The sequence below is a fragment of the Marinicauda algicola genome (assembly GCF_017161425.1).
Taxonomy (GTDB): domain Bacteria; phylum Pseudomonadota; class Alphaproteobacteria; order Caulobacterales; family Maricaulaceae; genus Marinicauda; species Marinicauda algicola.
The window spans coordinates 2,307,160-2,333,048 of sequence record NZ_CP071057.1; the positions used below are offsets into that span (position 1 = coordinate 2,307,160).

The 25,889-nt window shown below is 69.6% G+C and carries 27 protein-coding genes and 1 pseudogene; 16 read left to right on the forward strand and 12 right to left on the reverse strand.

Features of this window, described 5'->3' with window-relative positions; genetic code table 11:
* The first annotated feature begins 225 nt into the window (after positions 1–225).
* From polA to JW792_RS11430, 8 genes are all read left to right on the forward strand, one after another.
* Positions 226–3,000: a DNA polymerase I gene (gene polA, locus JW792_RS11395; RefSeq protein WP_135995724.1), complete on the forward strand. Its 2,775-nt coding sequence runs from the start codon at positions 226–228 to the stop codon at positions 2,998–3,000.
* 215 nt (positions 3,001–3,215) lie between these two features.
* Positions 3,216–3,626: a helix-turn-helix domain-containing protein gene (locus tag JW792_RS11400; RefSeq protein WP_135995723.1), complete on the forward strand. Its 411-nt coding sequence runs from the start codon at positions 3,216–3,218 to the stop codon at positions 3,624–3,626.
* A gap of 137 nt (positions 3,627–3,763) precedes the next feature.
* Positions 3,764–4,426, forward strand: coding sequence for a hypothetical protein (locus tag JW792_RS11405; RefSeq protein ID WP_135995722.1), 663 nt, complete (start codon positions 3,764–3,766; stop codon positions 4,424–4,426).
* An 88-nt stretch (positions 4,427–4,514) separates the two neighbouring features.
* Positions 4,515–5,735: a parallel beta-helix domain-containing protein gene (locus JW792_RS11410; protein ID WP_135995721.1), complete on the forward strand. Its 1,221-nt coding sequence runs from the start codon at positions 4,515–4,517 to the stop codon at positions 5,733–5,735.
* On the forward strand, positions 5,732–6,877 hold the full coding sequence (locus tag JW792_RS11415; RefSeq protein WP_241094954.1) for an SO2930 family diheme c-type cytochrome: 1,146 nt from the start codon (positions 5,732–5,734) through the stop codon (positions 6,875–6,877). Before JW792_RS11410 ends, JW792_RS11415 begins: the two co-directional genes overlap by 4 nt.
* Positions 6,878–6,958: 81 nt before the next feature.
* Entirely contained in the window at positions 6,959–7,453 is a 495-nt protein-coding gene (locus tag JW792_RS11420) for a hypothetical protein (RefSeq protein WP_135995720.1), read from the forward strand.
* 217 nt (positions 7,454–7,670) lie between these two features.
* Positions 7,671–8,219: a baeRF12 domain-containing protein gene (locus tag JW792_RS11425; RefSeq protein ID WP_135995719.1), complete on the forward strand. Its 549-nt coding sequence runs from the start codon at positions 7,671–7,673 to the stop codon at positions 8,217–8,219.
* Between the two features lie 160 nt (positions 8,220–8,379).
* Positions 8,380–9,915 (forward strand): EAL domain-containing protein, encoded by a 1,536-nt coding sequence (locus JW792_RS11430; RefSeq protein ID WP_135995718.1) that lies wholly within the window; start codon positions 8,380–8,382, stop codon positions 9,913–9,915.
* Between the two features lie 4 nt (positions 9,916–9,919).
* Here JW792_RS11430 and JW792_RS11435 read toward each other — a convergent pair whose 3' ends face one another.
* The 4 genes from JW792_RS11435 to htpX form a co-directional block, all read right to left on the reverse strand.
* Positions 9,920–11,377, reverse strand: coding sequence for a methyl-accepting chemotaxis protein (locus JW792_RS11435; RefSeq protein ID WP_135995717.1), 1,458 nt, complete (start codon positions 11,375–11,377; stop codon positions 9,920–9,922).
* Positions 11,377–11,700 carry a hypothetical protein gene (locus tag JW792_RS11440; RefSeq protein WP_135995716.1) on the reverse strand — a complete coding sequence of 108 codons (324 nt, stop codon included), beginning with the start codon at positions 11,698–11,700 and terminating at the stop codon, positions 11,377–11,379. The genes JW792_RS11435 and JW792_RS11440 overlap by 1 nt, the downstream gene beginning before the upstream one ends.
* Before the next feature lie 143 nt (positions 11,701–11,843).
* Complete coding sequence (locus tag JW792_RS11445) at positions 11,844–12,272, reverse strand: DUF4149 domain-containing protein (protein WP_135995715.1); 429 nt, start codon at positions 12,270–12,272, stop codon at positions 11,844–11,846.
* A 65-nt stretch (positions 12,273–12,337) separates the two neighbouring features.
* Entirely contained in the window at positions 12,338–13,297 is a 960-nt protein-coding gene (gene htpX, locus JW792_RS11450) for a zinc metalloprotease HtpX (protein WP_135995714.1), read from the reverse strand.
* A 94-nt stretch (positions 13,298–13,391) separates the two neighbouring features.
* Between htpX and JW792_RS11455 the strand changes: the two genes are divergently transcribed.
* From JW792_RS11455 to JW792_RS11465, 3 genes are all read left to right on the forward strand, one after another.
* Positions 13,392–13,598 carry a DUF1674 domain-containing protein gene (locus tag JW792_RS11455; RefSeq protein WP_135995713.1) on the forward strand — a complete coding sequence of 69 codons (207 nt, stop codon included), beginning with the start codon at positions 13,392–13,394 and terminating at the stop codon, positions 13,596–13,598.
* 112 nt (positions 13,599–13,710) lie between these two features.
* Positions 13,711–14,226 (forward strand): hypothetical protein, encoded by a 516-nt coding sequence (locus tag JW792_RS11460; RefSeq protein ID WP_135995712.1) that lies wholly within the window; start codon positions 13,711–13,713, stop codon positions 14,224–14,226.
* A 162-nt stretch (positions 14,227–14,388) separates the two neighbouring features.
* Entirely contained in the window at positions 14,389–14,781 is a 393-nt protein-coding gene (locus JW792_RS11465; RefSeq protein ID WP_158291588.1) for a thermonuclease family protein, read from the forward strand.
* On the opposite strand, the gene JW792_RS11470 is transcribed toward JW792_RS11465, so the two are convergent.
* The 4 genes from JW792_RS11470 to JW792_RS11485 form a co-directional block, all read right to left on the reverse strand.
* Positions 14,778–15,065, reverse strand: a complete 288-nt coding sequence (locus JW792_RS11470; protein ID WP_206340786.1) for a DUF2061 domain-containing protein — start codon at positions 15,063–15,065, stop codon at positions 14,778–14,780. The genes JW792_RS11465 and JW792_RS11470 overlap by 4 nt on opposite strands.
* Before the next feature lie 149 nt (positions 15,066–15,214).
* Positions 15,215–16,432: a beta-ketoacyl-ACP synthase I gene (fabB, locus tag JW792_RS11475; protein ID WP_135995710.1), complete on the reverse strand. Its 1,218-nt coding sequence runs from the start codon at positions 16,430–16,432 to the stop codon at positions 15,215–15,217.
* On the reverse strand, positions 16,429–16,971 hold the full coding sequence (gene fabA / locus JW792_RS11480; protein ID WP_135995709.1) for a 3-hydroxyacyl-[acyl-carrier-protein] dehydratase FabA: 543 nt from the start codon (positions 16,969–16,971) through the stop codon (positions 16,429–16,431). Before fabA ends, fabB begins: the two co-directional genes overlap by 4 nt.
* A 132-nt stretch (positions 16,972–17,103) precedes the next feature.
* Positions 17,104–17,676 (reverse strand): SH3 domain-containing protein, encoded by a 573-nt coding sequence (locus JW792_RS11485; protein WP_135995708.1) that lies wholly within the window; start codon positions 17,674–17,676, stop codon positions 17,104–17,106.
* A 133-nt stretch (positions 17,677–17,809) separates the two neighbouring features.
* On the opposite strand from JW792_RS11485, the gene JW792_RS11490 reads away from it, so the two are divergent.
* The 4 genes from JW792_RS11490 to JW792_RS11505 all read left to right on the forward strand — a co-directional run bounded on the left by JW792_RS11490 (position 17,810) and on the right by JW792_RS11505 (position 21,309).
* Complete coding sequence (locus JW792_RS11490) at positions 17,810–19,921, forward strand: S9 family peptidase (protein WP_158291587.1); 2,112 nt, start codon at positions 17,810–17,812, stop codon at positions 19,919–19,921.
* A gap of 74 nt (positions 19,922–19,995) precedes the next feature.
* Positions 19,996–20,892, forward strand: coding sequence for an MBL fold metallo-hydrolase (locus tag JW792_RS11495; RefSeq protein ID WP_135995706.1), 897 nt, complete (start codon positions 19,996–19,998; stop codon positions 20,890–20,892).
* A complete protein-coding gene (locus JW792_RS11500) occupies positions 20,879–21,085 on the forward strand; it encodes a hypothetical protein (protein WP_135995705.1) in 207 nt (68 codons plus the stop codon). Before JW792_RS11495 ends, JW792_RS11500 begins: the two co-directional genes overlap by 14 nt.
* A complete protein-coding gene (locus JW792_RS11505) occupies positions 21,085–21,309 on the forward strand; it encodes a hypothetical protein (protein WP_135995704.1) in 225 nt (74 codons plus the stop codon). Before JW792_RS11500 ends, JW792_RS11505 begins: the two co-directional genes overlap by 1 nt.
* On the opposite strand, the gene JW792_RS11510 is transcribed toward JW792_RS11505, so the two are convergent.
* Positions 21,306–22,073, reverse strand: a complete 768-nt coding sequence (locus tag JW792_RS11510) for a HesA/MoeB/ThiF family protein (RefSeq protein WP_135995703.1) — start codon at positions 22,071–22,073, stop codon at positions 21,306–21,308. The genes JW792_RS11505 and JW792_RS11510 overlap by 4 nt on opposite strands.
* 114 nt (positions 22,074–22,187) lie before the next feature.
* On the opposite strand from JW792_RS11510, the gene JW792_RS11515 reads away from it, so the two are divergent.
* Entirely contained in the window at positions 22,188–23,489 is a 1,302-nt protein-coding gene (locus JW792_RS11515) for an ATP-dependent DNA helicase (RefSeq protein WP_241094955.1), read from the forward strand.
* Here the strand turns inward: JW792_RS11515 and dut are convergent.
* The 3 genes and pseudogenes from dut to coaBC form a co-directional block, all read right to left on the reverse strand.
* Complete coding sequence (gene dut, locus JW792_RS11520) at positions 23,486–23,938, reverse strand: dUTP diphosphatase (RefSeq protein WP_135995701.1); 453 nt, start codon at positions 23,936–23,938, stop codon at positions 23,486–23,488. The genes JW792_RS11515 and dut overlap by 4 nt on opposite strands.
* A gap of 117 nt (positions 23,939–24,055) precedes the next feature.
* Positions 24,056–24,520: a hypothetical protein gene (locus JW792_RS11525; RefSeq protein WP_135995700.1), complete on the reverse strand. Its 465-nt coding sequence runs from the start codon at positions 24,518–24,520 to the stop codon at positions 24,056–24,058.
* Positions 24,521–24,594: 74 nt separating this feature from the next.
* Positions 24,595–25,799, reverse strand: a pseudogene (gene coaBC, locus JW792_RS17245) (bifunctional phosphopantothenoylcysteine decarboxylase/phosphopantothenate--cysteine ligase CoaBC).
* Between the last annotated feature and the right edge of the window lie 90 nt (positions 25,800–25,889).

A 25,889-nucleotide genomic window follows, 5' to 3' on the forward strand; every position in this document is an offset into this window, starting at 1 on the left:
TCCTTCTCGGACCGATGAAGCCAGAGGCAACCTGCTCGTGCGAGCGCACCGGAAAGGCCTGCGGCCCGAGCTGCGAAGTGGTCGGAATCCGGGCCGCCTCACCCGCTTGAGCCCGGGGACACCGCGGCTCCGCGCCTCCCCCTCCACACCCCGCCCGATTGCCCCCCGCGCCGCGCGCGCCTACCTTGCGGCTCGACCCTTTCCGCCTGCCCGAAGGACTTCCCCATGGCCGTCAAACGTCCGCTCGACGACACCTCCCATCTCTATCTCGTCGACGGGTCGGGCTATATCTTCCGCGCCTATCACGCCCTGCCGCCGCTGACGCGCTCGGACGGCACGCCGGTGGGCGCGGTGCAGGGCTTCTGCAACATGCTGTGGAAGCTGCTGGAGGACCTCAAGGGCGAGGACGAGCCGACGCATCTGGCCGTCATCTTCGACTATTCGGCCAAGACCTTCAGGAACGAGATCTACGACCAGTACAAGGCCCACCGGCCCGAGCCGCCCGAAGATCTCGTGCCGCAGTTTGCGCTGATCCGCGAGGCCACCATGGCCTTCGACCTGCCCTGCATCGAGATCGAGGGCTACGAGGCCGACGACATCATGGCGACCTATGCGCGGCGCGCCGTCGAGGCGGGCGCCAAGGTGACGCTGGCGAGCTCGGACAAGGACCTGATGCAGCTCGTCAACGGCCAGGTGACGATGCTCGACCCGATGAAGTCCAAGCGCTTCGGGCCGGAGGAGGTAAAGGAGAAGTTCGGCGTCTATCCCGACCGGGTCATCGACGTGCAGGCGCTCGCCGGCGACAGCGTCGACAACGTGCCCGGCGTGCCCGGCATCGGGGTGAAGACCGCCGCCCAGCTGATCGAGGAATACGGTGATCTGGAAACCCTTCTCGAACGCGCCGGGGAGATCAAGCAGCCCAAGCGCCGCGAGAAGCTGATCGAGAACGCGGACAATGCGCGCATCTCCAAGCGGCTGGTCACGCTGAAGGACGATGTCGAGGGCCTGCCCGGAATGGAGGCGTTCGGCACGCGCGATCCCGAAGCGGGCAAGCTGCTCGCCTTCCTGAAGTCGATGGAGTTCCGCACGCTCACCCGGCGCGTCGAGGAAGCCCTGGGCGCCGGGCCTGCCGACACCACCGGCGATGCGACCGCGGAGATCGACCGGTCGAAATACGAGACCGTCCAGACGATCGAGGCGCTCGAAGCCTGGATCGCGAAGGCGAAGCAGGCACGCGTCGTCGCCGTGGACACCGAGACCGACGCCCTGTCCGCGACGCGCGCCGGCCTCGTGGGCGTTTCCCTCGCCGTCGCGCCGAACGAGGCCTGCTACATTCCGCTCGCACACGTGGGCGGCGATCTCGCCGATGGCGGCGGCAGGCCGCAGCAGATCGATTTCGACGACGCGATCGGGCGGCTGAAGCGCCTGCTGGAGGACGAGGCGGTTCTGAAGATCGGCCAGAACTTCAAGTACGATCTCGCCGTGCTCAGCCGCTACGGCATCGATGTGCGTCCCTATGACGACACCATGCTGCTGTCCTACGTGCAGGAGTCCGGTCTGCACAATCACGGCATGGACGAGCTCGCCGAGATGCTGCTCGAGCATCGCTGCATCTCGTTCAAGGAGGTGTGCGGCACGGGCAAGAGCCAGAGGAGCTTCGCCCAGTGCGCGCTCGCACCCGCGACCGAGTACGCGGCCGAGGATGCCGACGTCACGCTGCGCCTGCACGAGATCCTGAAGCCCTCCCTGTCCGCGCGCAAGCTCACGCAGGTCTACGAGACGCTGGAGCGGCCCATGCCGGGCGTGCTGGCGAAGATGGAACTGGCCGGCATCAAGGTCGACGTCGCCCAGCTGTCGCGCCTGTCCTCGGACTTTGCCCAGAAGATGGCCGAGAGCGAGGAGGAGGCCCACAAGCTGGCCGGCACGCGGTTCAATCTCGGCAGCCCCAAGCAGATCGGCGAGATCCTGTTCGGCCAGATGGAGCTGCCCGGCGGCAAGAAGACCAAGGGCGGGGCCTGGTCGACCGATGCCAGCGTGCTCGAACAGCTCGCCGCCGAAGGCCATGACCTGCCGCAGGCGCTGCTGCGCTGGCGCCAGTTCGCCAAGCTGAAATCGACCTACTCGGACGCGCTGAAGGAGGCGATCAACCCGGACACCGGCCGCGTGCACACCAGTTTCTCGCTCGCGGCGACGTCGACCGGGCGCCTGTCCTCCTCCGAACCCAACCTGCAGAACATCCCGATCCGCACCGAGGAGGGCCGCAAGATCCGCGAGGCCTTCATCGCCGAGGAGGGCCATGTCCTCGTCGCCGCGGACTATTCCCAGATCGAATTGCGCCTGCTCGCCCACATCGCCGGCATCGACGCGCTGAAGGAGGCGTTCAAGGCGGGCAAGGACATCCACGCCATGACGGCGTCGGAAATGTTCGGGGTGGCGATGGAGGACATGGATCCGGCCACGCGCCGCAAGGCCAAGGCGATCAATTTCGGCATCATCTACGGCATCTCCGCCTTCGGGCTGGCGGCGAATCTCGGGATCGGGCGCGACGAGGCACGCCAGTATATCGAGGCCTATTTCGAGAAGTTCCCGGGCATCCAGGACTACATGGAGGAGATGAAGGCGCGCTGCGCCTTCTCCGGCTATGTCGAGACCCTGTTCGGCCGGCGCATCCACATACCCGGCATCAAGGACAAGAACCCGAGCGCGCGCCAGTTCGCCGAGCGCCAGGCGATCAACGCGCCGATCCAGGGCAGTGCCGCCGACATCATCCGCCGCGCGATGATCAGGATGGACGAGGCGCTCGCGGAAAAGGGCCTGAAGGCGAAGATGCTGCTTCAGGTCCACGACGAGCTGGTCTTCGAATGTCCCGAGGACGAGGCCGAGGACCTCATCCCGCTCGTCCAGGGCGTGATGGGCGAGGCGGCCCGGCCGGCGCTGGAACTTTCCGTCCCGCTCGATGTCGAGGCCAAGGCGGCGAAGACCTGGGGCCAGGCGCACTAGGTTCCCCGGCCGCAAGCCGGTCCGGGCGGACGCCGGCGCACGCCTCGCGCGAGATCGCGCCAGAGCTTTGCCCGCGGCAGGATTTTACCCGGAGCGGTGGTGGAATTTTCTCGTTGAATCCGGACAGCGAACTGTCAAGTATGCGCGCATTCCCGCTCCGGCTCCTGCTCGCAGGGGCCGGCTTCCTTTCAATTTGTGACTTGCGGACCTGCCACATGACCGACACGCCCCGTTACGACGAACGCGATACCCCGCGTTCGGCTTCCGCGCTCGATGTGCACATCGGCGAGCGGCTGCGCCAGGCGCGCAAGCTCGCCGGCCTGTCGCAGAGCGCCATGGGCGAGGCCGTGGGCGTGACCTTCCAGCAGGTCCAGAAATACGAGCGCGGGGCGAACCGCATCCCGGCCTCGAGACTCTACGAGCTCGCGGCAGTGCTCGGCGTTCCGCTCGGCTTCTTCTTCGACGGCTTCGCGCCGGAAGGCGGCTGGGTCCATCCCCCGGCCGCGGTCGGCCTGAAGAACATTTCCGGCCCGGCCGCGCAGGGTCTGCTCAAGGCCCTCGACGAAGCGACCGAGGAGCAGCGGGTTAAGGTCATGGCCATGCTGCCCGGCCGCAAGCCCGCCTGAGCGGGCCGCGCAATATCCCTAGTCGGAGTGGGTGCGCGCATGCCGCAGCGTAGCGCGGTTGCGCACGCGCGCCCGCGCGAGGACATAAGGCGCGCCGGGAAGATCCCCGGCGCAACAATAACAAAAGCGTCCTCCCCATGCGTTTCCTGCCCTACATCATCGGCCTGTTCATGCTGGCGCCCTTCGCGCTGTGGGCCGGCTTCTACCTCGCCTTCCCCGGACCGAAACCCGGACTCGACGTGCCCGTCGTGACCGCCCTGCTCGCGATCTCCCTGCCGCTCGCGGCCTATCACTACATCGCCGGCCTGGCCTACGTGGCCAACTCGATCGCCGGGCGGCCCGGCGAGATCGTGCCCGACTGGAAGCCTGCGCGCTGGCTGATGCGTGCCATGCCGGCCGCCACCGGCGTGCTCGCGATCGGCGCGAGCGCGCTGCTGTGGCGGGCGGGCGAAGGGGCCGGCGCGGCCCTCGCAACCCTGGCCGGCGGCCTCGCGATCGCGGCGCTGCTCGAACATCTCTCGCGCGCACCGAGCCTGTCGCTGCCGCGCCTCGACCTCGCCCATCTGCTGCACCAGGCGATGCGGGGCCTGGGGCACGGCCTGCTCGCCGTCCCGGTGCTCGGCTGGATGCTGAGGGAAGCCCGGCGCGACCCGCATCGCGGCATCCCGCTCCTGGTGCTCAATCTCGGCCTCGCGCTCGGCCTTGCCACGGCCGTGTTCGGCATGATCGTGCCGATGGCCGCCGCCATGCTGTCGGTTCCGCTCGTCTTCTACGCCCTGTTCGCCCTGACCGGGGAGTAGGCACTCGACAGCGCGACCCCGCGCGCCTTACCCTCGCCCCGTGAACGCGGTTCGTGAAACCGCGAAACGGGGACAGGGAGGAGGCGTCATGAACGCTGTGAAGACCGGGGCGGCGCTGTCCGTCCTTCTCCTGGCCGCCTGCGGCGGCGAGGACCAGACCCGCGACGTGTCGGGCGCGGACCGGGCGTATCAGGAAACCCTGATGGCGGCCCTGCTCGATGCCGAGCCGGGCGACGTGATCGAGATCCCGGCCGGCCTCTTCGTGATCGAGCGCGGACTGTCGCTGACCGTCGACGACGTCACGATCCGAGGCGCGGGGATGGACGAGACCGTGCTCTCCTTCGCCGAGCAGCGCCAGGGCGCGGAAGGCCTCCTGGTCTCGGGCGCGGACAATTTCACGCTGGAGAACCTCGCCATCGAGGACACGATCGGCGATGCGGTGAAGGTCACCGACGGCGACAATGTCACGATCCGCGGCGTGCGCGTGGAATGGACCAACGGGCCCTCCACCGAGAACGGCGCCTACGGGCTCTATCCGGTGCAGTCCACCGACGTGCTGGTCGAGGATTCGGTGGTGATCGGCGCCTCGGACGCGGGCATCTATGTCGGCCAGTCCGACCGCATCGTCGTGCGCAACAACCGCGTAGAATACAATGTCGCCGGGATCGAGATCGAGAACTCGAACCATGCCGACGTGTACGGCAACGTCGCGACCAACAATACCGGCGGCATCCTGGTCTTCAACATGCCCAACCTGCCGCGCCCGGGATCGGGCACGCGCGTCTACGACAACGACGTGTTCGAGAACAATACCGGCAATTTCGGCCATGAGGGCACGCCGGTGGCGAGCGTGCCGGCCGGCACCGGCATCATCATCAATTCCAACGACGCGGTGGAGATCTTCGGCAACCGGCTCGCCGACAACCGCACCGGCCACGTCATCATCTCCTCGCTGTTCACCGCCGGCTTCTCCGAGCTCGGGGTGAGCGAGGACTTCGATCCTTGGCCGGAAGCCATCCACGTGCACTCCAACAGCTATGAGGGCGGGGGCAACAATCCCGACGGGCTCGAACTGCAGGCGCTCAAGCTCGCCGTCGCCGGCCCGCTGGGCGCGTTTCCGAACGTCATCTGGGACGGCTGGGTCGATCCGGAGAAGACGGTCGACGGGGAGCTCCCGGCCGAGCTGAGGATCTGCGCGCCCGGCGAGGCGGTGCTCAACATGGACGGGCCGAACGACTATGCCGATCCGCGCATCGTGACGCTCGACTGCACGCTGGAGCCGCTGCCCGAGGTGGAGCTGGACCGGTGATCGCACGCCTCGCCCTCGCCGCCGCCGCGGGCCTCGCGCTCGCGGCGTGCCGGGGCGAGACGGCCCCGCCCGAACCCGTCTTCCATGCCGGCGAGATGCCCGCCGCGCTGGAGAGCTGGGGCCAGGTCGCGGTGTCCGGCGGCCGCCTCGTCCTGGGCGAGGGCGTGACGGCGTACGACCTCAACACCGCCCTGTTCTCCGACTATGCGCTGAAGCTGCGCACCGTCTGGATTCCCGAGGGCGCGGGGCCGGCGGCCTACGACGCGCGCGAGGCGTTCGCCTTCCCGGTCGGCACGGTGATCACGAAGACCTTCTACTACCCCGCCGGCGAAGGCGGGTTCGACGAGGTGGTCAGGACGCGCGAGGCGATGCTGCATTTCGACGGGAGCGCGCTCGATCTGTCCGGGGTGCGCCTGATCGAGACCCGCGTCCTGGTCCACCGCGAGAGCGGCTGGGACGCTGCGGCCTATGTCTGGGACGAGGCCCAGCGCAGCGCGCGGCTCTCGCGCACGGGAGACTTCATCGATCTGACCCTGGTGGACGCGTCCGGCGCGCGCGAGGCCTTCTCCTATCTCGTGCCGAACGTGAACCAGTGCGCGAACTGCCACGAGACCGACACCGCCGAGGGCGGGATCCGGCCGATCGGACCGAAGGCGCGCCATCTCAACCGCGATTTCGACTATGCGGGCACCCGCGCCAACCAGCTCGAGCGCTGGCGCGAACTCGGCCTGCTCGAAGGCGGTCCGGCGGCGGACGAGGCGCCGTCGAACCTCGCCTGGAACGGCGAGATGCCGCTTCCGGCCATGGTCGAGCCGGCCGCGCGCGGCTATCTCGACGTCAATTGCGCCCACTGCCACTCGCGCACCGGGCCGGCCGACACCTCGGGCCTGTTCCTGGAACCCTGGGAGCCGGTCGGGCCGAATCTCGGCCTGTGCAAGCCGCCCATCGCGGCCGGGCGCGGCACGGGGGGGCGGCTCTACTCGATCGTGCCGGGCGATGCCCACGCCTCCATCCTCGTCCACCGCATGGAAAGCGACCGGGCCGACATCATGATGCCCGAACTCGGCCGCGCGCTCGCCGACACCGAGGGCGTGGCGCTGGTCGCGGCCTGGATCGACCAGATGGCCGGAGGGTGCGGTTAAGCAATTCCGCCTTTGCCCGCTTGGCCTGGCGCGCGCGATCGGGCAGGGTTCGTTCACCGCTTACCTGCCCGAGGACCCGACATGCGCCGCACCGCCTTCTTCATCCTCGCCTCCGGCCTGCTGGCCAGCGCCTGCACCACCACGCCCGAGCCCTCCTGCCGGCCCGCCAGCGAGGCCGAGCGCCAGCTCTTCGGCCATATCGTGGCCCACAACGAGGCCGCGCTCGCCGACGCGATGGCGCCGGGGGCCGCCGCGACCGCGCAGCGCCTGCGCGAACTCGATCCGGCGCTGGAGGCGCAGGTCTTCGGCGAACGCATGGGCGACCGCTCGGTGCGCACCGTGCTGATGCGCCCGCCGCTCTGCGTCTACGACGCGGAGATCACGCGGGACGAGAAGATCGCCTACGTCTTCCCGGCCGGGCGCTTCGAGGCGCTGCAGAATCCCGAGCAGCCCGGCCCCGAGCTCGGCACGCCGGCGATCGACCATGCCGCCTGCCGCTTCGTCCAGGTCGACGGCCAATGGCGCCTCGCCGATGCCTGCACGGCGACCTTCGCGCCGATCACCCCGGCCAGCTGAGGCCCGGGTTGATCGCCTCCGCACGCTGATCTAGCGTCCCCGACGCGGGCCGGCCCTTCGGCCCGCCCTCAGACGCGAGGAAGGCCCGGACCGCTTCGAGAGCGGTCCGGGCCTTTTCGTCTGCGCCGGGGCCGCGCCTGCCATGGAACCGGCACGAACGGGCAAGGGTTTGCCTGATGAGTGCTTTTTCCGATGATCCAATCCGGGAGGGAAGTTCATGCGTCCGATGCCCGACGACAAGCTGTGGGTGGTCGCCTTCGACGGCGGCAAGGCCCTGTTTCTGGAGAACAAGGGGTTCTACGACGCGCCCGACCTGCAGCTCGTCTCCAAGCACGACAACGACAACCCGCCCGACCGCGAGCAGACCACGGACGCGCCCGGCCGCCTCCAGGACGCCGGCTCGGGCTCGAAGGGCAACATGAATCTCGGCGAAGGCCTCGCCCACGGCCGCTCCTCGGTACAGCAGACCGACCGGCACGAGATGGAGAAGCGCCGCTTCGTCGACCGCATGATCGAGCGGCTCAACGAGGAAGCGCGCAAGGACACGTTCGATCACATCCTCCTCATCGCCGCCGACAAGGCGCTCGGCGAGGCCCGCGAGGAGTATTCCGACAAGCTGAAGGGCAAGATCATCGCCGAGGAGCCGGCGAACGTGGTCAACGAGCCGATCGACAAGCTGGAGAGCCGCGTGAAGAGCCTGCTCGCCGAGCTCATCGACGAACCGCGCCCGAGCCATCGCGACCTCACCGGCCCCGGCCGCGGCTGAACCCCATCCCTCCGCGACCACCGACCCCGCCCGGGCGCCGGGCGGGGTTTTTCGCGCGTATGGAGATATTCTCCGGCGCCTTCAGCAAACACTAAGCAATTTCGCCCAAGGTTGTATTCCGATCACTCCCGGCCCCGCTCCGAAGAAAGGTGAAGTCCCCATGCTCGCCCGCTTTGTGACCTTCGCCTTCGCCGCCGCCGACCTTCTCATCGAGACAGACGCACAGGGGGCGATCACCTTTGCATCCGGCGCCACGAGCCTCGCGCCGAAGGGCTCTGCTAGCCCCGGAAAGCCGCTTTCGGGCCTGTTCCCGCTGAACCGCCGCCAGGCGGTCGAGCTCGTGCTGGCTGGAGCGGCCGAGGATAGGCGTCTCGGACCTGTCATGCTGGAGCTTGGCGGCAAGCCGGTGCGCCTCTCGGGCTGGCGGCTGAAGGACAGCGACACCATCGGCTGGGCGATCGAGCTTGCCGACAGGCTTCCCGATATCGCGCACGAAAAGCGCCGGCTAGGGAGCGCACTGCCTGCCCTGGTGGAGAAGCGCCGCAAGGCGCGCGCGCCGCTTTCCTACGCCCTGGTCCATCTGGCCGACGCTCCGAACGGCGAGCCGGAGCTGACGGCGTTCTTTTCAAGCCTCGACACGCTTGCCCGCGCCGCGGCGCTCGAAGAGGCGGGCGGGCTGACCGCCGACCGCGTCGTGCTGGCCGCCTGCGAGAGCGAGGCCGGGGTGGTCCAGCTCGGCTCGGCCGTCGGAGATATCTGCGATCATGCCGGCCTGTCGCGGGATTCGGTGAAGACCTGCATGCTTGCCGACGATCCCGAGCTTGCCGGCGACCAGGTCGTCGCCGCCCTGCAGGCCATCGCGGACATGATCGACGAAACCGGCAAGATGCCCGAGGCAGGCACGCTGGCGGCGGCCGCCCGATCGATCGCCGAGCAGCGCCACCGCCGGCTGTCCAGCCTGTCGGCAGTGATCCGCGGCAGGCGGATCGAGCCGCACGCCCAGGTGCTCGTCGATGCCGTCACCGGAGAGGAAGCCGGCTACGAGCTTCTCGCCCGCCTGCCGGGCGGCCGGGTCTTCGAACCCGGGGTGCTGCTCGCCGAGCAGTTCGGCATGGCGCGCGACCTCGACCTGTCCATGCTAGAATTCGCGATCGAATTCCTGGAGAACGGCGAGAGACGCCCTCCCATCGCCGTCAACCTGTCCGGCACGACCCTTTCTGACATGGACGCGGCCGGCCAGATCATCACCCGGGTCGAACGTACCCGCATCGACCGGCGCCGCCTGTCCTTCGAGGTCACCGAGAGCGCGCGCATCGGGAATTTCGACCTGGCCGCCAAGCTGCTAACCCGGCTGCGCGGGTTCGGCTGCAAGGTCGCCCTGGACGATTTCGGTTCCGGCGCATGCGGGCTAGAGTATCTCCAGCGCCTGCCCTGCGACCAGGTCAAGTTCGAGGTCACCCTGATCGACAATGCGATGAAGACGCGCACTGCCTTCGACGTCGCGCGCGCCAGCTTCAAGCTGGTCGAGGTGCTCGGCCTGTCCACGGCAGTGGAGCGCATCGAGACCGAGAACCAGGCCGCGCTCGCCCGCAAGCTCGGGGCGGCGCGGCTGCAGGGCTGGCTCTTCGGCAAGGCGATGCCGCTCGGCACGCTGATGGAAATCCACAAGCCCGACCAACGCCGCGCAGCCAGCTGACCCGTCAGGCAGCCCCGGCGCGCCGCGTGAATCGCTCGAGTTCGGCGCCGAGCTTGCCGGCCGCCTGACGCAGGCGCGCGGACGCGTCGCCGAATTCCTGCGAGGCATGGGCCGTCCGCCCCGCAGCGGCCGTCACCTCGGATGCGCGCTCGCGGACCTTGCTCGTCGAGCCGGCCGCATCGCTGGCCAGCCGGGCGATCTCGTCGGTCGCGCCGGACTGTTCGGCGAAGCTGTCGCGCGCACTGCCCGAAGCCTGGCGCACCTCCTGGATGGTCTCCCCGATGCGCGAGAGGGCCGCGCTGGCCCCGTCGGCCGCCGCGCAGACCGCCTCGATCTTGGCCGAGATGTTGCCCGTGGCCTTGGCCGTCTGGTCGGCGAGCGCCTTGACCTCGCTCGCCACCACGGCGAAGCCCTTGCCGGCCTCGCCGGCCCGGGCGGCCTCGATCGTGGCGTTGAGGGCGAGCAGGTTCGTCTGCTCGGCGATGTCGGCGACCAGCTTGGCGATGTCCTCGATCTCGCGCGCGGCCTGGTTGAGGTCCTGCATGGAGACCCCGGCCCTGCCGGCCTCCTCGGCGGCGCGCCGGGAGATGTCGTCGGCCCCTTCCAGCGTGCGCGAGACCTCCGCGATGGAGGCGGCGAGTTCCTGTGCGGCGGAGGCGACGGACTGGACGTGACCGGTCGTCTCGGCGGCCAGCTTCGCCGAGCCGTCCGCGCCCTCGCGCGTGGCGTCGGCATCCTCGCGCAGGCGCGCCGAGAGTTCGTCCATGCGCGCCGACGCTGCATTGACGTCGTCGAGCACGGCCCGCACCCCCGCCTCGAAGGCCCGGGTCGCGGCCTCGGCCTCGGCGCGGGCGGCATCGAGCTCGGCCTGGCGCGCCTTGTCCGATTCCATGAGCGATCGCGCCTGATCGTTCGCGGCCTCGGCGGTGACGATGGCGTCTTCCGCTTCGGCGAAGGCGGAGGCGATCCGGTTGGCGAGCCAGATCAGGGCCGCGGTCTGGCCAATGACGATCACCGCGTGCAGGACCACGCGGGCGAAATCGCCTCCCGCCGGAAACACCGCCCAGGGCAGGAGGAAGTTCAGCGCCAGGTGATGGGCCGCCGTCGCGGCAGCCGCAGCCAGCAGGGCGCGCCAGTCGCACAGCAGCGTGACCATGGCGAGCGCGGCGAAGAAAGTCATGTGCATGTCGATCTGCCAGGCCTTGCCGCTCATCATGAAGGTGAGCACCGCCGGCAGGCCCATCAGCGCGATCGCGATCGTCGCGCGCGTCGCTACAGAATCCGGCGCGCTTTTCCATGCCGCGAGCGCAAGCCCCGCGAGCACGCCCAGCAGAACCCCGCCCGCGATCAGCTTGTCCGGCGCCGCGAAGGCGGAGATGGCCAGATAGGCCGGCAGGCCGGCTGCGAGCACGATGAGCAGGACCTTGGACGCCTGGGCCTGAACGCGCTGAAGTCGGGTCATCACACGTCTCCTGGAGATAGGGGGCCGCCAGCGAGGCAGCCACCGAGAATGAGGGGGTCGAGCACCAGAAGTGCCCCGGCCTCGCGCAGGCGCGCCGTATCGTCGCGGCCGAGGTCGACGATGGCGATGTTCGGCAGGCTGCCGAAGCGAACGAGGGCTGTGCCCGCCTCGGCGGTGGCGCGCGCCACCTCGCCGCGGGCCCAGCCCGGCGGAAACACGATCGCAGCCTGGCCCTCCCGCGGCGCGCTCGTCAGCGCACCCACAGCCGGCACGCCGGTCAGCGTGACGAGAGCAAGGGACAGGCACAGCGCCGGGACATTCATGCAAGGGACCGGTGGCGATCAGACTAGTATGTCGACCATTGCGCGAAGACCGGTAAACGACCGGTAAGCGAGCATGCCCGCCCGCCGCCTGCGGGCCTCGGCCAGACTCCGCTCGCATCTTCCAGCGCCCTTCGCGCCGCCGGCTAGACCCGGCCGGCCAGCAGCAGGAGGGCGACGAGGAAGCCGGCGAGCTGGATGGTGTTGATCAGCACCGAGCGCCGGTGGAGGCGCCTACGCCGCTCGACCTCGCCGGCCTCGCGCGCGCGCTCGATCTCCGGCATAAGCAGGAAGCGTCCGTACGCGAAGCCGCCGGTCACCACGGCGAGCAGGATGGCGGCGATCTCCGCGCCGGCGAGCAGGGTGAACAGCGTCGCCAGCGCGGCGAGGATGAGGAAGAACAGGTAGTAGAGCGGGAAGAGCGCGCGCACGAACGGGCCGGCCTGGTCCTCGCCCAGCGTCTGGAAGGCGGTCGGGGTGACGATCGCGGCGAAGAAGATCATGGTCGCGATCCCGCCCCCGATCGACAGGAAGGCGAGGATGGCGGGCAGGCTCTCGGCGAGCTGGGCGAACATGGCAGGCTCCCGTAAGGCGGCAGGTCTTCGCCGAGACTAATCTCCGCGGCGCCGGAATCGATCCCTCAGCCCCACGGTCCGCCATGGCTGCGGCCGGGCACGTCGCCGGACTCGCCGTCGAGCCCGCCACCCCACGGACCGTGATGGCCCCAGGGCCCGGCGCTCGGCGTTGGCGCGGCGCCGGCCATCTGGCGCAGGCGCGCGATGCGGTTGGCGGTCGAGGGATGGGTGGAGAACAGATTGTCCGCGCCCTGGCCCGACAGCGGGTTGATGATGAACATGTGCGCGGTCGCGGGATTGCGTTCGGCCTGTTCGTTGACGCTGCCGCGGGCGTGACGCTCGATCTTCTCCAGCGCGCTCGCGAGCCAGAGCGGATTGCCGGCGATCTCGGCGCCGGCCCTGTCCGCATCGTATTCGCGCGCGCGGGAGATCGCCATCTGCACCAGGCCGGCCGCGATCGGCGCGAGGATGGCGATCAGCAGGCCGGCGATCATGCCGCCGCGCTCGCGCCCGCCGCCGAAGAACAGCGCGAAGTTCGCAAGGAAGCCGATCGCGCCGGCGATCGTGGCGGTCACCGTCATCGTCAGCGTGTCGCGATTCCTGACGTGGGCGAGCTCGTGGGCCATCACGCCCATCACCTCCTGGCGGTTGAGCGTGCGCAGGAGCCCGGTCGTCGCGGCCACGGCGGCACGCTCCGGACTGCGCCCGGTGGCGAAGGCGTTGGGCTGTGGGCTGTCGATGACATAGATGCGCGGGCGCGGCAGGCCGGCCCCGTCCGCGAGCGCCACGACATCCCTGGCGTACTGCAGCAGCGCGGGATCGCGTTCGTCCGGGGTGACCTCGTGCGCGTTGTACATGCGCAGGACGATCCTGTCGGCATTCCAGTAGGCGAAGGCGTTCATCGCCGCGGCGAGGGCGAGCGCGATCGCCGCCCCGGCGGGGCCGCCGACGAGATAGCCGACGCCCATGAACAGTCCCGTCAGGGCGGCGAGGAGGATGAAGGTGCGAAGGCCGTTGCCGGTCATCTGGGGTTTTTCCGTGACTCTGGTCCGGTGCCGGCCCTTTGCCGGTCCCTGTTCAGCGACTAATTAGATGGGTGAGCAGGAAAAGGCCCGCAAGATGACGCAGTCCAGCCCGAAGCCGGTTTCCGACGGCCTTTACGAGAAGCGGGTGCGCGCGGCGGCAGAGCGTGCCCTGAAGGAGGCCGAAGAGCGCCGCGGGACGCAGGAGGCCGAGACGCCCGCCGCCGAGATCAACGGCCCGAAGGGGCCGGAGCCCACCCGCTTCGGGGACTGGGAGAAGAAAGGCATCGCCTACGATTTCTAGGCCAAGCGCCTGCGGTGGGGCGATGCGCAAACGTCACGCCGACGTCCCGAAACGAGACGGTTCGGCGACGCGGCCGGGACTCCGCGCCCGGGCGCGTGCTAGCCTTGGCCCCATGATCACGGCGCTCGCCCTCCTGCTGTCGCTTTCCGGACCCGCCCAGGCGGGCGTCCCGGTCTGTCCGCACGTGCGCATTGCCGAGCCGGCGACACCGGCCCTGGCCGGAGGGCGCTGCCGCGTCGTGCTCTACGAGCCGGACCGCGCGCCTGGTCCGCGGGCGCCCGAGCCCGCACCGCCCCCCGAGCCGGAGCGGCCCTGCCGGGTGGAGATCGTCCCGCACGCCGGGGCTTCCGAGGGCGACTGTACGCGCGTGCGCCTGCACGAGGCGCGGCACGGGCGCGGGTCCCACCGCGTGCGCGCCGGCGACGCCATCACGCTGGACGCCGTCTCGCTCGCCACGCTCGAGGGCGGGGTCGGAGGCGGGACCGCGCCGATCCTCATCGCCCATGGCGGCGGCACGGTGATCGTGCAGTCCAGCGCCACGGCGACCGCCTCGGCGAGCGCCCAGGCGAGCGCGCACGCCTCCGTCCGGATCCGCAGCGGCCATGGCGGCCATCACGGCGGTCACTGAAGCGATCGCATTCCCCATCCCCCTCCGGCCCGATCGGCTGGTGAGGGCGCCGTTGCGCCCGGCGGCGTGAAGCGGCTTCCCTAGCGCGGATCATTTTCCTATTATGGTCAAATGTTCGGTGTCTGGTCATATATCGCGTGCGGTACGGCGCTATCGCTATCTGTGGTTGGTCCGCTGCCCGGACCCATCCCGGCCGAGGTCGTGGAGGTGATCGACGCCGACACGATCGCCGTGCGCGCCTTCATCTGGCCGGGTCACAGCGTGGAGACGCGCGTGCGCCTGGCCGGCGTCGACGCGCCCGAGACCCGGCGCCCGGACTGCGAGGCCGAACGCGCGCTCGGCCAGGAGGCGGCGCGGACTGTGCGCGATCTGCTGCCGCCCGGCCGCGCGGTCTCGCTCTACGAGGTGGAGCTGGGAAGTTTCGCAGGCCGGGTCGTGGCGCGGCTCGAAAGCGGCGGCGAGGATCTCGGCGCCTGGCTGATGGCCCGCGGCCTGGCGCAGGCCTATGGCCGGTCGGACTTCTGCCGCGGAGCGGATACCGGGTCGGACGATTAGGCCGCGCTGCGGGAACGGCCGCAGGCCGGGACGGCTCCGGCCGCGGGGGCGCGTGCCCACTTCGCCCAGCCCTTCTCGTGAAACGTATAGGCCACGGTCTGGACCGCCGGCTCGATCAGGCCGATGGCGAGCGCCGCCTTCCAGCTGCCCGTCAGCGCGTACGCCACGCCCATCGCCACGACGAGGTGGGTGAGGGCATAGCTCGCGGTCTTGCAGGCCGCGAGCGGCATGCGCGGACGGGCGGAACGCGCGGGCCCGGAAATCGTCTCCAGCGCAGCTTTCATGGCGGCCCCCTTCATACTTGCACATGAGAATACTTCTCAATATGGAGGCGCGCAAGCATCGAGGCCATGAAGAGTTCCGATCGCACGCGAAGACTGCGCCTATGGCCGCTTCGCCCCGGCGGAAGCGGGGGCGAAGCGGCCGACCGGATCTAGTCCGGCCGGCCCATGATGATCGTGCCGTTCGTGCCGCCGAAGCCGAAGGAGTTGGACAGCACGGTATCGACCGCCTGCTCCTTCGTCTCGCGCACGATCGGCAGGTCGCCGATCTCCGGATCGATCTCGTCGATATTGATGGACGGGGCGACGAAGCCGTCGCGCATCATGAGGAGGCAGTAGATCGCCTCCTGCACGCCGGCCCCGCCGAGGCAGTGGCCGGTCATCGACTTGGTGCCGGAAATCAGCGGGACATCGTCCTTGCCGAACACCTCGCGGATGGCGCGCGCCTCGGCGACATCCCCGACCGGGGTCGCGGTCGCGTGCGGGTTGATGTAGTCGATCCTGCGGCCCCTGGCCTCTTCGAGCGCGAGCTTCATCGAGCGCGCCGCGCCCTCGCCGGACGGGGCAACCATGTCGTAGCCGTCGCTGGTCGCGCCGTACCCGAGGATCTCGGCGTAGATCTTCGCGCCGCGCGCCTTCGCCCGCTCGTATTCCTCCAGCACCACGATGCCGGCCCCGCCGGCGATCACGAAGCCGTCGCGATTCCTGTCGAAGGGCCGGGAGGCCTTCTGCGGGGTGTCGTTGTACTGGGTGCTCATCGCGCCCATGGCGTCGAACAGGTTGGACAGCGACCATTCGAGCTCCTCGCCCCCGCCGGCGAAGACGATGTCCTGCTTGCCCCAGGCGATCTGCTCGGCGGCCGCGCCCATGCAGTGCAGCGACGTCGTGCAGGCCGAGCTGATCGAATAGTTCACGCCCTTGATCCTGAACGGGGTGGCGAGCGTCGCCGAGGCGGTCGAGCACATCGCCTTGGGCACGGCGAACGGCCCGATGCGCTTGGGGCCCTTCTCGCGGGTGATGTCGGCGGCCTTGACGATCGCCTCGGTGGAGGGCCCGCCGGTGCCGACGATGAGGCCGGTGCGCTCGTGGGAGACCTCGGACTCCTCGAGGCCGGCATCGGCGATGGCCTGCTCCATCGACATGTAGCACCAGCCCGAGCCCTCGCCCATGAAGCGGTAGGCCCGCTTGTCGACATGCTCGGCCGGATTCACCGATGGCTTTGCGTGGACCTGGCAGCGAAAGCCGAGATCGGCGTATTCCTGCGCCTTGACGATCCCCGACCTGCCAGCCTTCAGACTCCCGGCGACCGCATCGGCGTTCTCGCCGATGGCCGAGACGATCCCGATTCCGGTGACGACGACACGCCTCATTCAGCAGCTCCCGGTCTACCCATTTCCTCGGGCCGGAACAGACCCACGCGAAGATCCTTCGCGGTATAGATCACCTGCCCGTCCGCTTCCACGTGGCCATCGGCGATGCCCAGAACAAGCCTGCGCATGATCACCCGCTTCAGATCGATGACGTAGCGCACGCAGCTGACCTCGGGCGGCACCTGGCCGGTGAACTTCACCTCGCCGACACCGAGCGCGCGGCCCTTGCCGGGCGCACCCGACCAGCCGAGGAAGAAGCCGACGAGCTGCCACATCGCGTCGAGGCCGAGGCAGCCCGGCATCACCGGGTCGCCCTCGAAATGACATCTGAAGAACCAGAGATCGGGCTTCACGTCCAGTTCGGCGACGATATGGCCCTTGCCGTGCGCGCCGCCTTCCTTCGTGATCTCGTTGATTCGATCGAACATGAGCATGGGCGGCAAGGGCAGCTGGGCATTGCCGGGGCCGAACAATTCGCCATGTCCGCAGGCTATGAGTTCGTCGTAATCATAGCTGTTCTTCGGTTCAAACTGGGTCAAAACGCTGGTGTCCTCGATTCTTGCCGCGCGCCATGGTTTCGAACGCGGGCGCGCCGGGCCGGGTTTCTGTCTATCGTGGGATGGAGGGCGAGGAAAGCGCCGCGGTTCACCCCGCACGGCGCAGCGGGCGCGTCACTCGGCCGCCTCCGCCGTGACCGGACCGTCTCCGGCGCCTGGCGCGCGCCGGCAGGGATCCTCCGGGCGGGCGCTGCGCGGATCGCGTTCGGGCGCGTAGACTCCCCACAGACTCGCGGCCGGGACCCAGCCGCGCCGCCCGTCCGCCTCCAGCCGGCACCAGCCGGCCCGGCAGCGTTCGAGCCAGAGCACCGCCCCGGGCTCGGCCTCGGCCTCGATCACCGCATCCGGCTCGGGTCGCGCGCGCAGCACGGCCGCTTCGAGAAGGCGCACGGAGCGCCGCCCGGACAGAACCCGGCGATGCATCCAGGTCTCCTCCCCGTCGGGATCGCGCACGCGCCGCCAGTCCGCGGTCTCGGCGACCACTTCCAGCGGCAGGCCGGCGCGCACGTATTCCCACACGATCGGATGGCCGAGCGAGGGCCCGGCCCGCCCGTTCACGCTCTCGAACTTCAGCGAGACGAAACGCGGCACGGGCAGGCCGGAATGGGTGTCGCAGCCCTGCGCCATCGCCGGCGCGGTGGCGGCAATCAACCCGGCAAGGGCAAGAAGCGGGGCGATGAGTCGCATGGGCCGATCCTCCCATCGCCAGGGTGAATCGCGCGTTAAGCCGCATGGCCGCCGAGCGGGGCAATTTGTGCTTGCCTCCCGGAGCGCGATCGCATCAAACTCTCCTGTCACGAGAGCGATCTGGAGGCGCGGCGTGTTTCGTATCCTGCTGGCGGGCCTGGGTCTGCTCTGCGCAGGCCTCGCCCATGCGGCGCAGGACCGGGCGATGCCCGTCAGCCCGCCGACGCTCGCCGACCTTTTCGCGCCGCCCGCCATCGATCAGCCGCAGCTGTCCCCGAGCGGCCGGTATCTTCTCTATCTGCGTCAGCCACAACCGGGCGAATCCGGGGATGCCCGGCAGCTGGTGGTCTCCGACCTGGCCGATCCCGACGCGCCGGCGACGCTGGCCATCCCTCTGGACGGGCTCGACGTGCGCTGGGCCGGGTGGGCGAACGATGAGCGCATCCTCATCAGCGTCGCCTATATCGCCAGGGTGGAGGACGGCTTCGCGATCGAGTTCCGCGACGGAATGATCTACCTGGTCGACAGGATAGAGCGCACCCAGGTGATCGCGCTCGACCGCGACGGCTCCAACCCGGTCCAGCTGCTCGCCCAGAGCCGGTTCGACACCACGCTGAACGCCAATCTGGACCAGATCACCGACTTCCTGCCCGGCGATCGCGAGCACATCCTGATGCCCGCGCGCAGCCGGCGCGCCGGCACCCTCGATCTCTACCGGGTCAATGTCTACACCGGGGATGTGCGCCGTGCCGAGGCGGGGCGTAGCCGGACGCTCGCCTGGTTCACCAACCGACGCGGCGACGCCGTCATGCGCCTGGACGCCTCGGCGCGGTTCGGAAGCATCGACGTCCTCGTCCGCGCCGCCGACGGCCATCTCTGGCGCAATGTGGAGCGCTTCAGCCTCAGCCAGTTCGGCCAGCTGCAGAACGAGTACGAATGGGTCGCCCGCGCGGAGGCCTTCGACGAGGCGCTGGTCTATGCCCGCTCGCCGCAGACCGGGACGATGGGACTGTTCCGCTACTCCTTCGGGCTGGAAGACCTGGTCGGCCCGGTCTTCGTCGATCGCGACGTCGACATCGCGGCTGTGCACGTCGACCCGTTCTCCATGCGCCCGCTCTACGTGCGCTACGAGGACACGCGGCCCCGCATCCATGTCGAGGACGGCGAGCTGGCGCGCCATCTGTCGGGCCTGCAGGCGTTCTTCGGCGAGGACATGCTGATCGAGCCGCTGCAGGTCGCCGGCGGCCGCGTCCTGCTCAATGTGAGCAGCCCCGAGCAGCCTTCCGCCTTCTATCTCTACCGGCTCGCCGAATCGGCGGTGACCCCGATCGGCCCGGCTCTGCCGCAGCTGGTGCGGCGCGATCTGGCTGCGGTGGAAATATACCCCTACACCGCGCGCGACGGGACCGCGCTGTTCGGCTACCTGACCGTGCCCGTGGAGAGCCACGGGGCGCTCCCCCCGCTGGTCGTCCTGCCGCATGGCGGGCCGGAGCGGCGCGACAGTTACGGCTTCGACCCGGTCGCCCAGCTGCTGGCGGCCGAGGGATACATGGTTTTCCAGCCCCAGTTCCGCGGCTCCTACGGTTTCGGCGAGGCGTTCGCCCAGGCCGGATACGCAGAATGGGGCGGACGCATCCAGGACGACATCACCGACGGTGTCCGCGCCGTGCTCGCCGACTCTCTCGCCGACCGCGACAAGGTCTGCATCTTCGGCTTCAGCTTCGGCGGCTATTCCGCCCTCATGGGACCCATCCGCGAAACGGATCTGTACCGCTGCGCCATCTCCGCGGCAGGCGTCAGCGACCTGTTCGCGCTCGTCACGGAAGCCGAGGCCGAGAACGAGGCCGCGCTCGACTATCTTCACCGGGCGGTCGGCCACCCCGAACGCGACGCGCAGCGCCTGGCGGCCCATTCGCCGGCCCTGCGCGCTGGCGAAATCGGCGTGCCGGTCCTGCTCCTGCACGGGCGGGAGGACCGCGTAGTCGCCTACGCGCAGAGCGAGGCCATGGAAGCGGCCTTGCTGGCCGCTGGGAAGGACGTCACCTTCATCGCCAATGCCGGCGGGCACCACTTCGAGGACCGCGACCTGTTCGCCACGATGCTGTTCCACGTGACCGGCTTCCTGCGCCGCCACATTCCCCCGCCCGAACCGCCGCCCCCGCCGCGGCCCTGGTGGATGGAGGACGACGAGCCCGAGCGCGAGGATGTGCCGATCCCCAGGGACGTCATCCTGACGCCGCAGTGACTCCGCCCGGCTGGACGCGCGCCCGCGCCCGTTCCATATCCGGTCCAGGCCAGCCGCTTCTCAGGGAACCGCCCATGCGCATCCTCGCCTCAGCCTTCGCCCTTTCGTTCGCCCTGCCCACCGCCCTCGCCCAGGAGGAAGCCGCGGTCACCACGACCGATCTCGGCCACGGGATATACGAGCTGTCGACCGGCCGGGCGGGCAATGTCGGCCTGCTCGTCGGGGAGGACGGGGTGTTCATGATCGACACCCAGATGGAAGACCTCGCCCCACTCATCGACGCGGCCCAGAAGGAGGTTTCCGGCGGGCGCGAGGTCGATCTCGTCCTCAACACCCACCTGCACGGCGATCACGTGCTCGGCAACGCGTATTTCGCCGGGCGCGGCGCGGTGATCATGGCCCACGCCAACGTGCGCCCGCGCCTGGTCGAGCCGGTTCGGGTCGAACTCGTCGGGCGCACGCCCGAGCCGCTGTCTGGCGCCTACCTGCCCAGCGTCAATCTCGATCACGGCGACTTCGTCACGATGAACGGCGTGACCGCGCGCTTCCACCACGCCCCGGCCGCGCACACCGACGGCGATCTCTTCGTGCATTTCGAGGAGGCCGACGTGATCCATGCCGGCGACCTCCTGTTCTCCGGCCTGTACCCCTTCATCGATCTCGACAATGGCGGCACGGTCGGCGGCTTCATCGCGGGCATGCAGATGATCGCCGATCTCGCCGGGCCGGACACGGTGGTGATCGCCGGGCACGGCCCGCTCTCCACCAAGGCGGACCTGGAAGCCAGCATCGCCATGCTGAGCGAGGCGCGCGCACGCGTCGAAGCGCTGGTCGCGCAGGGCCTCGATCTGCAGGCGATCCAGGACGAAAACCCGCTGGCGGACTTCCATGCGGACTGGAACTGGGGTTTCATCACCACCGAACGCATGGTCTGGACGCTGTATCGGGACATCACCGGTGAAACACAATAAATCCACCCTCCCCCCGCCCCGCGTCATCGTGATGCTGGTCGGGATCGCCGTCCTGCTCGGCGCCCTGTTCGCGATCCTGATGAACAGCTGGATCGGAGGCGCCGCGGTCGGCGTTGCCTTCGCACTGGCCTTCGCCGGCGTGCTGTTCATGGCGCGCCGGGGCGAGAAGAAGGTGCTGAAGAAGAGGCGGTGATGGCCGGAGACGGCGAGGCTGCCGGACGCCGGGCGCGGATCAACGCGCTCGCGGCCGGCCTGGCGATCGGGATCGTCGCGATCGCACCGGTCTCGCTGTGGGTCGGCAGCTGGACCTACGGCACGCTCGCCGGCCTCATGCTCGGGGTCTCGCTCGCCGCGATCCTGATGGACCGCGTCACGCGCCGGCGCCAGCGCCGCGGCGAGGAAGAGCCGCCCTCCTAGGGCCCGGCGCACACCGGGCAGGCCGGATCCTTCGCCACGCGCACGACGCGGGCCTCGGCCTTCAGCGTGTCCTGGATGTGCAGCCGGCCGAGCAGCGGGGTTCCGGCGCGGGCGATCAGCTTGATCGCTTCCAGCGCCATCAGGGACCCGATCGCGCCGGTCAGCGCCCCGACGATCCCCACTTCCGCACAGCGCTCGGCCCCGGGCGGGATCTCCGGCACCAGGCAGCGATAGCAGGGCAGGTCCGCCCCGAGATGCGGCGCGAACACGCCGAGCTGGCCGCTCCAGCGCCCCACCGCGCCGGAGACCAGCGGCACGCGCGCCTTCACCGCGGCGTCGTTGACCGCGAAGCGGGTGGCGAAGTCGTCGCAGCCGTCGAGCACGAGATCCATGCCGTCCAGAAACCCGGGCAGGGTCCCGGCGTCGGCGCGGCCCTCGACCGGCTCGACGCGCACGGCAGGATCGAGTCCGGTCAGCGCCTCGGCAGCCTTGGCCGCCTTCGGCGCGCCGACATCGCCGGTGCGGTAGAGGATCTGGCGCTGCAGATTGTCGAGGCTGACGGTGTCGGGATCGACGATCCTGAGCCGTCCGATCCCCGCCGCGGCGAGATAGAGCGCGGCCGGCGAGCCGAGCCCGCCCGCCCCGACCAGCAGGACGGAGGCCTTCGAGAGGCGCTGCTGTCCGGGCCCGCCGATCTCCTTCAGGAGGATGTGGCGGGCGTGGCGCTGCGTGTCGATCGCGATGGCGGGCCTCCCTCGGTTCATCGCTGTTTCTAGTCGCTGCGCCCGCTGCGCGCGAGCCACATGTCTGCGGGATGTGGTGCAGAGGCGCGAAACGGGCCAGTCTTCACCCTTTCCGCAGCTGGATGTCCTGCCGACGTGAACGCCCCGCTCTCGCCCCATCTCTCGCCGGACCAGGCCCGCCTCGTCGAGCACATCGTGTCGAGCGGCACGAACGTCTTCCTCACCGGCCGGGCGGGAACGGGCAAGACGACGCTGACGCGCGCGCTTCTGAAGCGCCTGGGATCGAAGGCGGCCGTGCTCGCGCCGACGGGCGTCGCGGCCATGCATGCGGGCGGGCAGACCCTGCATTCCTTCTTCCGCCTGCCGCCGCGCCTCATCGAGCCCGCCGACGTGAAGCGCCTGAGGAATGCGCGCGCCATCAAGGCGCTCGAGGTCCTCGTCATCGACGAGATCTCCATGGTGCGCTCCGACATGATGTGGGCGATCGACGCCGCGCTCAGGATGAACCGCAATTCGTCGGCCCCGTTCGGCGGGGTGCAGATGGTGCTCGTCGGCGATCTCGCCCAGCTTCCTCCCGTCGTGCAGGGCGAGGAGGCGGCCTATCTGGAGATGGCCTATGGCGGGCCCTTCTTCTTCCACACGCCCGTCTTCCGCGATGCCGGCTTCACCCTGATCGAGCTCGAGACCGTCTATCGCCAGTCCGATCCCGACTTCGTCGAGATCCTCAACGCGATCCGCGAGGGCGAGATAAGGCGCGATCAGGGCCGGCGTCTGAACGAGCGCGTCACCGGACGCTCGGCGCTGGAAGCCAGCGAGACCCATGTCGTGCTCACCCCCACCAATGCGGCCGCCGCGCGGATCAACTCGGCACGGCTCGACGCCCTCGTCGGCGAGCCGCGCCTGCTACCGGGCAAGGTGGAGGGCGAGTTCGAGGAGCGCGTGAGGCCTACCGACGAGCCGCTGGTCCTGAAACCCGGCGCGCGCGTCATGCTGATCCGCAACGATCCGGCCGGGCGCTGGGTCAACGGCTCGCTCGGCGAGGTCGTCGCCTTCTCAGCCGACGGGGTGAAGGTGCATGTGAACGGGGAGACCCACACCGTCGAACCGGTCAAGTGGGAGCGCTTCCGCTACACCGCCGACGCCAGCGCGGAAACGCTGAAGAAGGAGACCGTCGGCGCGTTCGAGCAGTATCCGCTGCGCCTGGCCTGGGCGATGACGATCCACAAGGCGCAGGGGCTGACGCTGGACAAGGTCTATCTCGACCTGCCCGGCCGCCTCTTCGCGCACGGCCAGGCCTATGTGGCGCTCTCCCGCGCGCGCTCGATCGAGGGCCTCGAGCTTTCCCGCGGCCTCGCGCCCAGCGACCTCATCACCGACGAGCGCATCTTCGACGTGAGAAGCTATTGCGACCCGCTGCCCAAGGGGCTGCTGGGCTAGCGGCCCGTACTCCCGAACCCGCCTTCGCCGCGCTCGGTCTCGTCCAGGGTCTCGACTGGTTCCCACACCGCCTGGGTGACCGGCGCGATGATCATCTGGGCGATGCGCTCGCCGCGCTTGACGGTGAAGGGCTCGCGGCCGTGATTGATCAGGTTGACACGGATCTCGCCGCGATAGTCCGCGTCGATCGTGCCCGGCGTGTTGACGCAGGAAATGCCGAACTTCGCCGCCAGGCCGGAGCGCGGGCGCACCTGCGCCTCGTAGCCTTCGGGCAGCGCGATGGCGAGACCGACCGGGATCAGCTGCCACTGTCCCGGCTGCAGGACGACCGGCGCGTCCTCCGGCAAGGCGGCCGGCAGGTCCATGCCGGCCGAGCCGGAGGTCTGGTAGCGGGGCAGCTCCAGCCCCTCGAAATGGGGCAGGGCCTTGATCTTGACGGAAACGGGCATGGCGGACACCGGGTTCAGACGGAAACGGGAGCCCCGTTCCTAGAGCAGGATCGCCTCGGATAGAAGCGCCCTGCTCCAGCTTCCCCGGCGAGCGGCCGGGCCTGCCCGTCCAGCGCCCTATTGCGGCGTCTCGCCCTGGGCCTGGGCCTCGAGATAGGCATTGAGCGCCGCCTCGCCCGCGTTGAAGCCTTCCAGAGCCGCGACGATCTCGGCGCGCTCCTCCTCGGTGATCTCGCCCTGGGGCAGCTGCACCACGTAATTTCCGTCCCGGTAGCCGAGCGCAAGCACCGTGACCTCCTCGCCCTCGCCCGACCGGATGTAGAGCGGCATGCCGTGGCGCAGGATCTCGAAATCGTTCGCGTCCGGCACGACCGTATCGCGCACGCACAGGACGCCGCTGGCGGTCTCGGGAACCGGCGGAGGCGGCATCAGGCCTTCCCTCGCGGTTTCCTCGGCCAGGGTATAGCCCTCCAGCAGTTCCGGGTCGCCCTCGGCGGAGACCGCGTAGCACTGCGCGTTCGCGGCCGCGGACAGGCCGGCGGCCGCCAGCAGGGCCGCCGCGCTGGCAGAAAACAGCTTCATGGCAAAACGTCTCTCTTCTCGCTCCACGCGGGGTCAGGCGCCTCGGGCCTCCCCGCGTGCTCGATGAAACGAGCCTAGACCGAAGCCGTTCCCGAAAACAAATCCGCGATCCGCGCGGCGAGGCGCTCGGCGATCTCGGATTTCGGCGCACGCTCCCAGATCTCGGTCCCCTCGCCGGTGATCAGCAGGGCCGCGTTGGCGTCCCCGCCCATCACGTCGCCGGACACGTCGTTGGCGAGAATCCAGTCGCAGCCCTTGCGCGCGCGCTTGGCGATCGCCTCGGCCTCGACATCGTGGGTCTCCGCGGCGAAGCCGACGACCAGGCGCGGCCGGCCGGTCTCCAGCGAGGCGATGGTCCTGAGGATATCGGGGTTCTCGACGAGTTCGAGCGTCTTCGTGGCGGCCTTCTCACCCTTCAGCTTGCGTTCCGACACCGCGGCCGGGCGCCAGTCGGCGACCGCGGCGACGGCGACGAAGATGTCGGCAGGAAGCGCGGCCTCCACCGCGGCGAGCATCTCGCGCGCGCTTTCCACCGGGACGGTGTGCACGCCTTCGGGATGGGGCAGCGCGGTCGGGCCGGAGACCAGCGTCACGCGCGCCCCGGCGCGCGCGAGAGCGCTCGCGATCGCATAGCCCTGCTTGCCCGAGGAGCGGTTGGACAGGAAGCGCACCGGATCGATCGCCTCCAGCGTCGGCCCGGCCGTCACCACCGCGTGGCGGCCTTGAAGGGGCAGGCTCATGGCCGCAGCGCGTCCGCGACGACGTCGGCGATGCGCACCGGCTCGGCGAGCCGGCCGGGGCCGAACTCCCCGCAGGCCATCTCGCCCTCGTCGGGGTCGACGATCGTCACGCCGCGGCTCTTCAGCGTCTCAAGATTGGCCTGCGTCGCCGGGTGCTGCCACATGCGCACATTCATCGCCGGGGCCATCACCACCGGCTTGTCGGTCGCCAGCAGCGCGGTGGTGGCGAGATCGTCGCAGATGCCGTGGGCCGCCTTGGCCATCAGATTGGCCGTCGCCGGGCAGACCACCACCAGATCGGCCGAACGCGACAGCTCGATATGGCCCATCTCCGCCTCGTCGGTCAGCGAGAAGAGGTCGTCATAGACCTTGTCGCCGGACAGCGCGGCGACGCTCATCGGGGTGACGAACTGCTTGCCCGCCTCGGTGAGGATGGCGCGCGTGGCGATCGCGCGCCGCTTCAGCTCGCGGATCAGCTCCAGCGACTTGTAGGCGGCAATGCCGCCGCCGATGATGAGAAGGATGCGTTGTTGCGCCATGGGCCGTTCCTGATCCGACGAAGTCCTTCGCCTTCCTAGCCGGAAACCGGCAGGACGTCACTTCGAGCCGGCGCGAGCGCACGTGCGCTT

Coding starts and splice junctions, on each gene's coding strand:
- fabB (WP_135995710.1), bottom strand. CDS start 16,432: ATGAGGCGTGTCGTCGTCACCGGAATCGGGATCGTCTCGGCCATCGGC.
- JW792_RS11400 (WP_135995723.1), top strand. CDS start 3,216: ATGACCGACACGCCCCGTTACGACGAACGCGATACCCCGCGTTCGGCT.
- JW792_RS11425 (WP_135995719.1), top strand. CDS start 7,671: ATGCGTCCGATGCCCGACGACAAGCTGTGGGTGGTCGCCTTCGACGGC.
- JW792_RS11485 (WP_135995708.1), bottom strand. CDS start 17,676: ATGCGACTCATCGCCCCGCTTCTTGCCCTTGCCGGGTTGATTGCCGCC.
- JW792_RS11440 (WP_135995716.1), bottom strand. CDS start 11,700: ATGAATGTCCCGGCGCTGTGCCTGTCCCTTGCTCTCGTCACGCTGACC.
- htpX (WP_135995714.1), bottom strand. CDS start 13,297: ATGACCGGCAACGGCCTTCGCACCTTCATCCTCCTCGCCGCCCTGACG.
- JW792_RS11405 (WP_135995722.1), top strand. CDS start 3,764: ATGCGTTTCCTGCCCTACATCATCGGCCTGTTCATGCTGGCGCCCTTC.
- JW792_RS11495 (WP_135995706.1), top strand. CDS start 19,996: ATGCGCATCCTCGCCTCAGCCTTCGCCCTTTCGTTCGCCCTGCCCACC.
- JW792_RS11510 (WP_135995703.1), bottom strand. CDS start 22,073: ATGAACCGAGGGAGGCCCGCCATCGCGATCGACACGCAGCGCCACGCC.
- JW792_RS11505 (WP_135995704.1), top strand. CDS start 21,085: ATGGCCGGAGACGGCGAGGCTGCCGGACGCCGGGCGCGGATCAACGCG.
- JW792_RS11420 (WP_135995720.1), top strand. CDS start 6,959: ATGCGCCGCACCGCCTTCTTCATCCTCGCCTCCGGCCTGCTGGCCAGC.
- JW792_RS11445 (WP_135995715.1), bottom strand. CDS start 12,272: ATGTTCGCCCAGCTCGCCGAGAGCCTGCCCGCCATCCTCGCCTTCCTG.
- JW792_RS11525 (WP_135995700.1), bottom strand. CDS start 24,520: ATGAAGCTGTTTTCTGCCAGCGCGGCGGCCCTGCTGGCGGCCGCCGGC.
- polA (WP_135995724.1), top strand. CDS start 226: ATGGCCGTCAAACGTCCGCTCGACGACACCTCCCATCTCTATCTCGTC.
- JW792_RS11435 (WP_135995717.1), bottom strand. CDS start 11,377: ATGACCCGACTTCAGCGCGTTCAGGCCCAGGCGTCCAAGGTCCTGCTC.
- dut (WP_135995701.1), bottom strand. CDS start 23,938: ATGCCCGTTTCCGTCAAGATCAAGGCCCTGCCCCATTTCGAGGGGCTG.
- JW792_RS11410 (WP_135995721.1), top strand. CDS start 4,515: ATGAACGCTGTGAAGACCGGGGCGGCGCTGTCCGTCCTTCTCCTGGCC.
- JW792_RS11455 (WP_135995713.1), top strand. CDS start 13,392: ATGACGCAGTCCAGCCCGAAGCCGGTTTCCGACGGCCTTTACGAGAAG.
- JW792_RS11460 (WP_135995712.1), top strand. CDS start 13,711: ATGATCACGGCGCTCGCCCTCCTGCTGTCGCTTTCCGGACCCGCCCAG.
- JW792_RS11430 (WP_135995718.1), top strand. CDS start 8,380: ATGCTCGCCCGCTTTGTGACCTTCGCCTTCGCCGCCGCCGACCTTCTC.
- JW792_RS11470 (WP_206340786.1), bottom strand. CDS start 15,065: ATGAAAGCTGCGCTGGAGACGATTTCCGGGCCCGCGCGTTCCGCCCGT.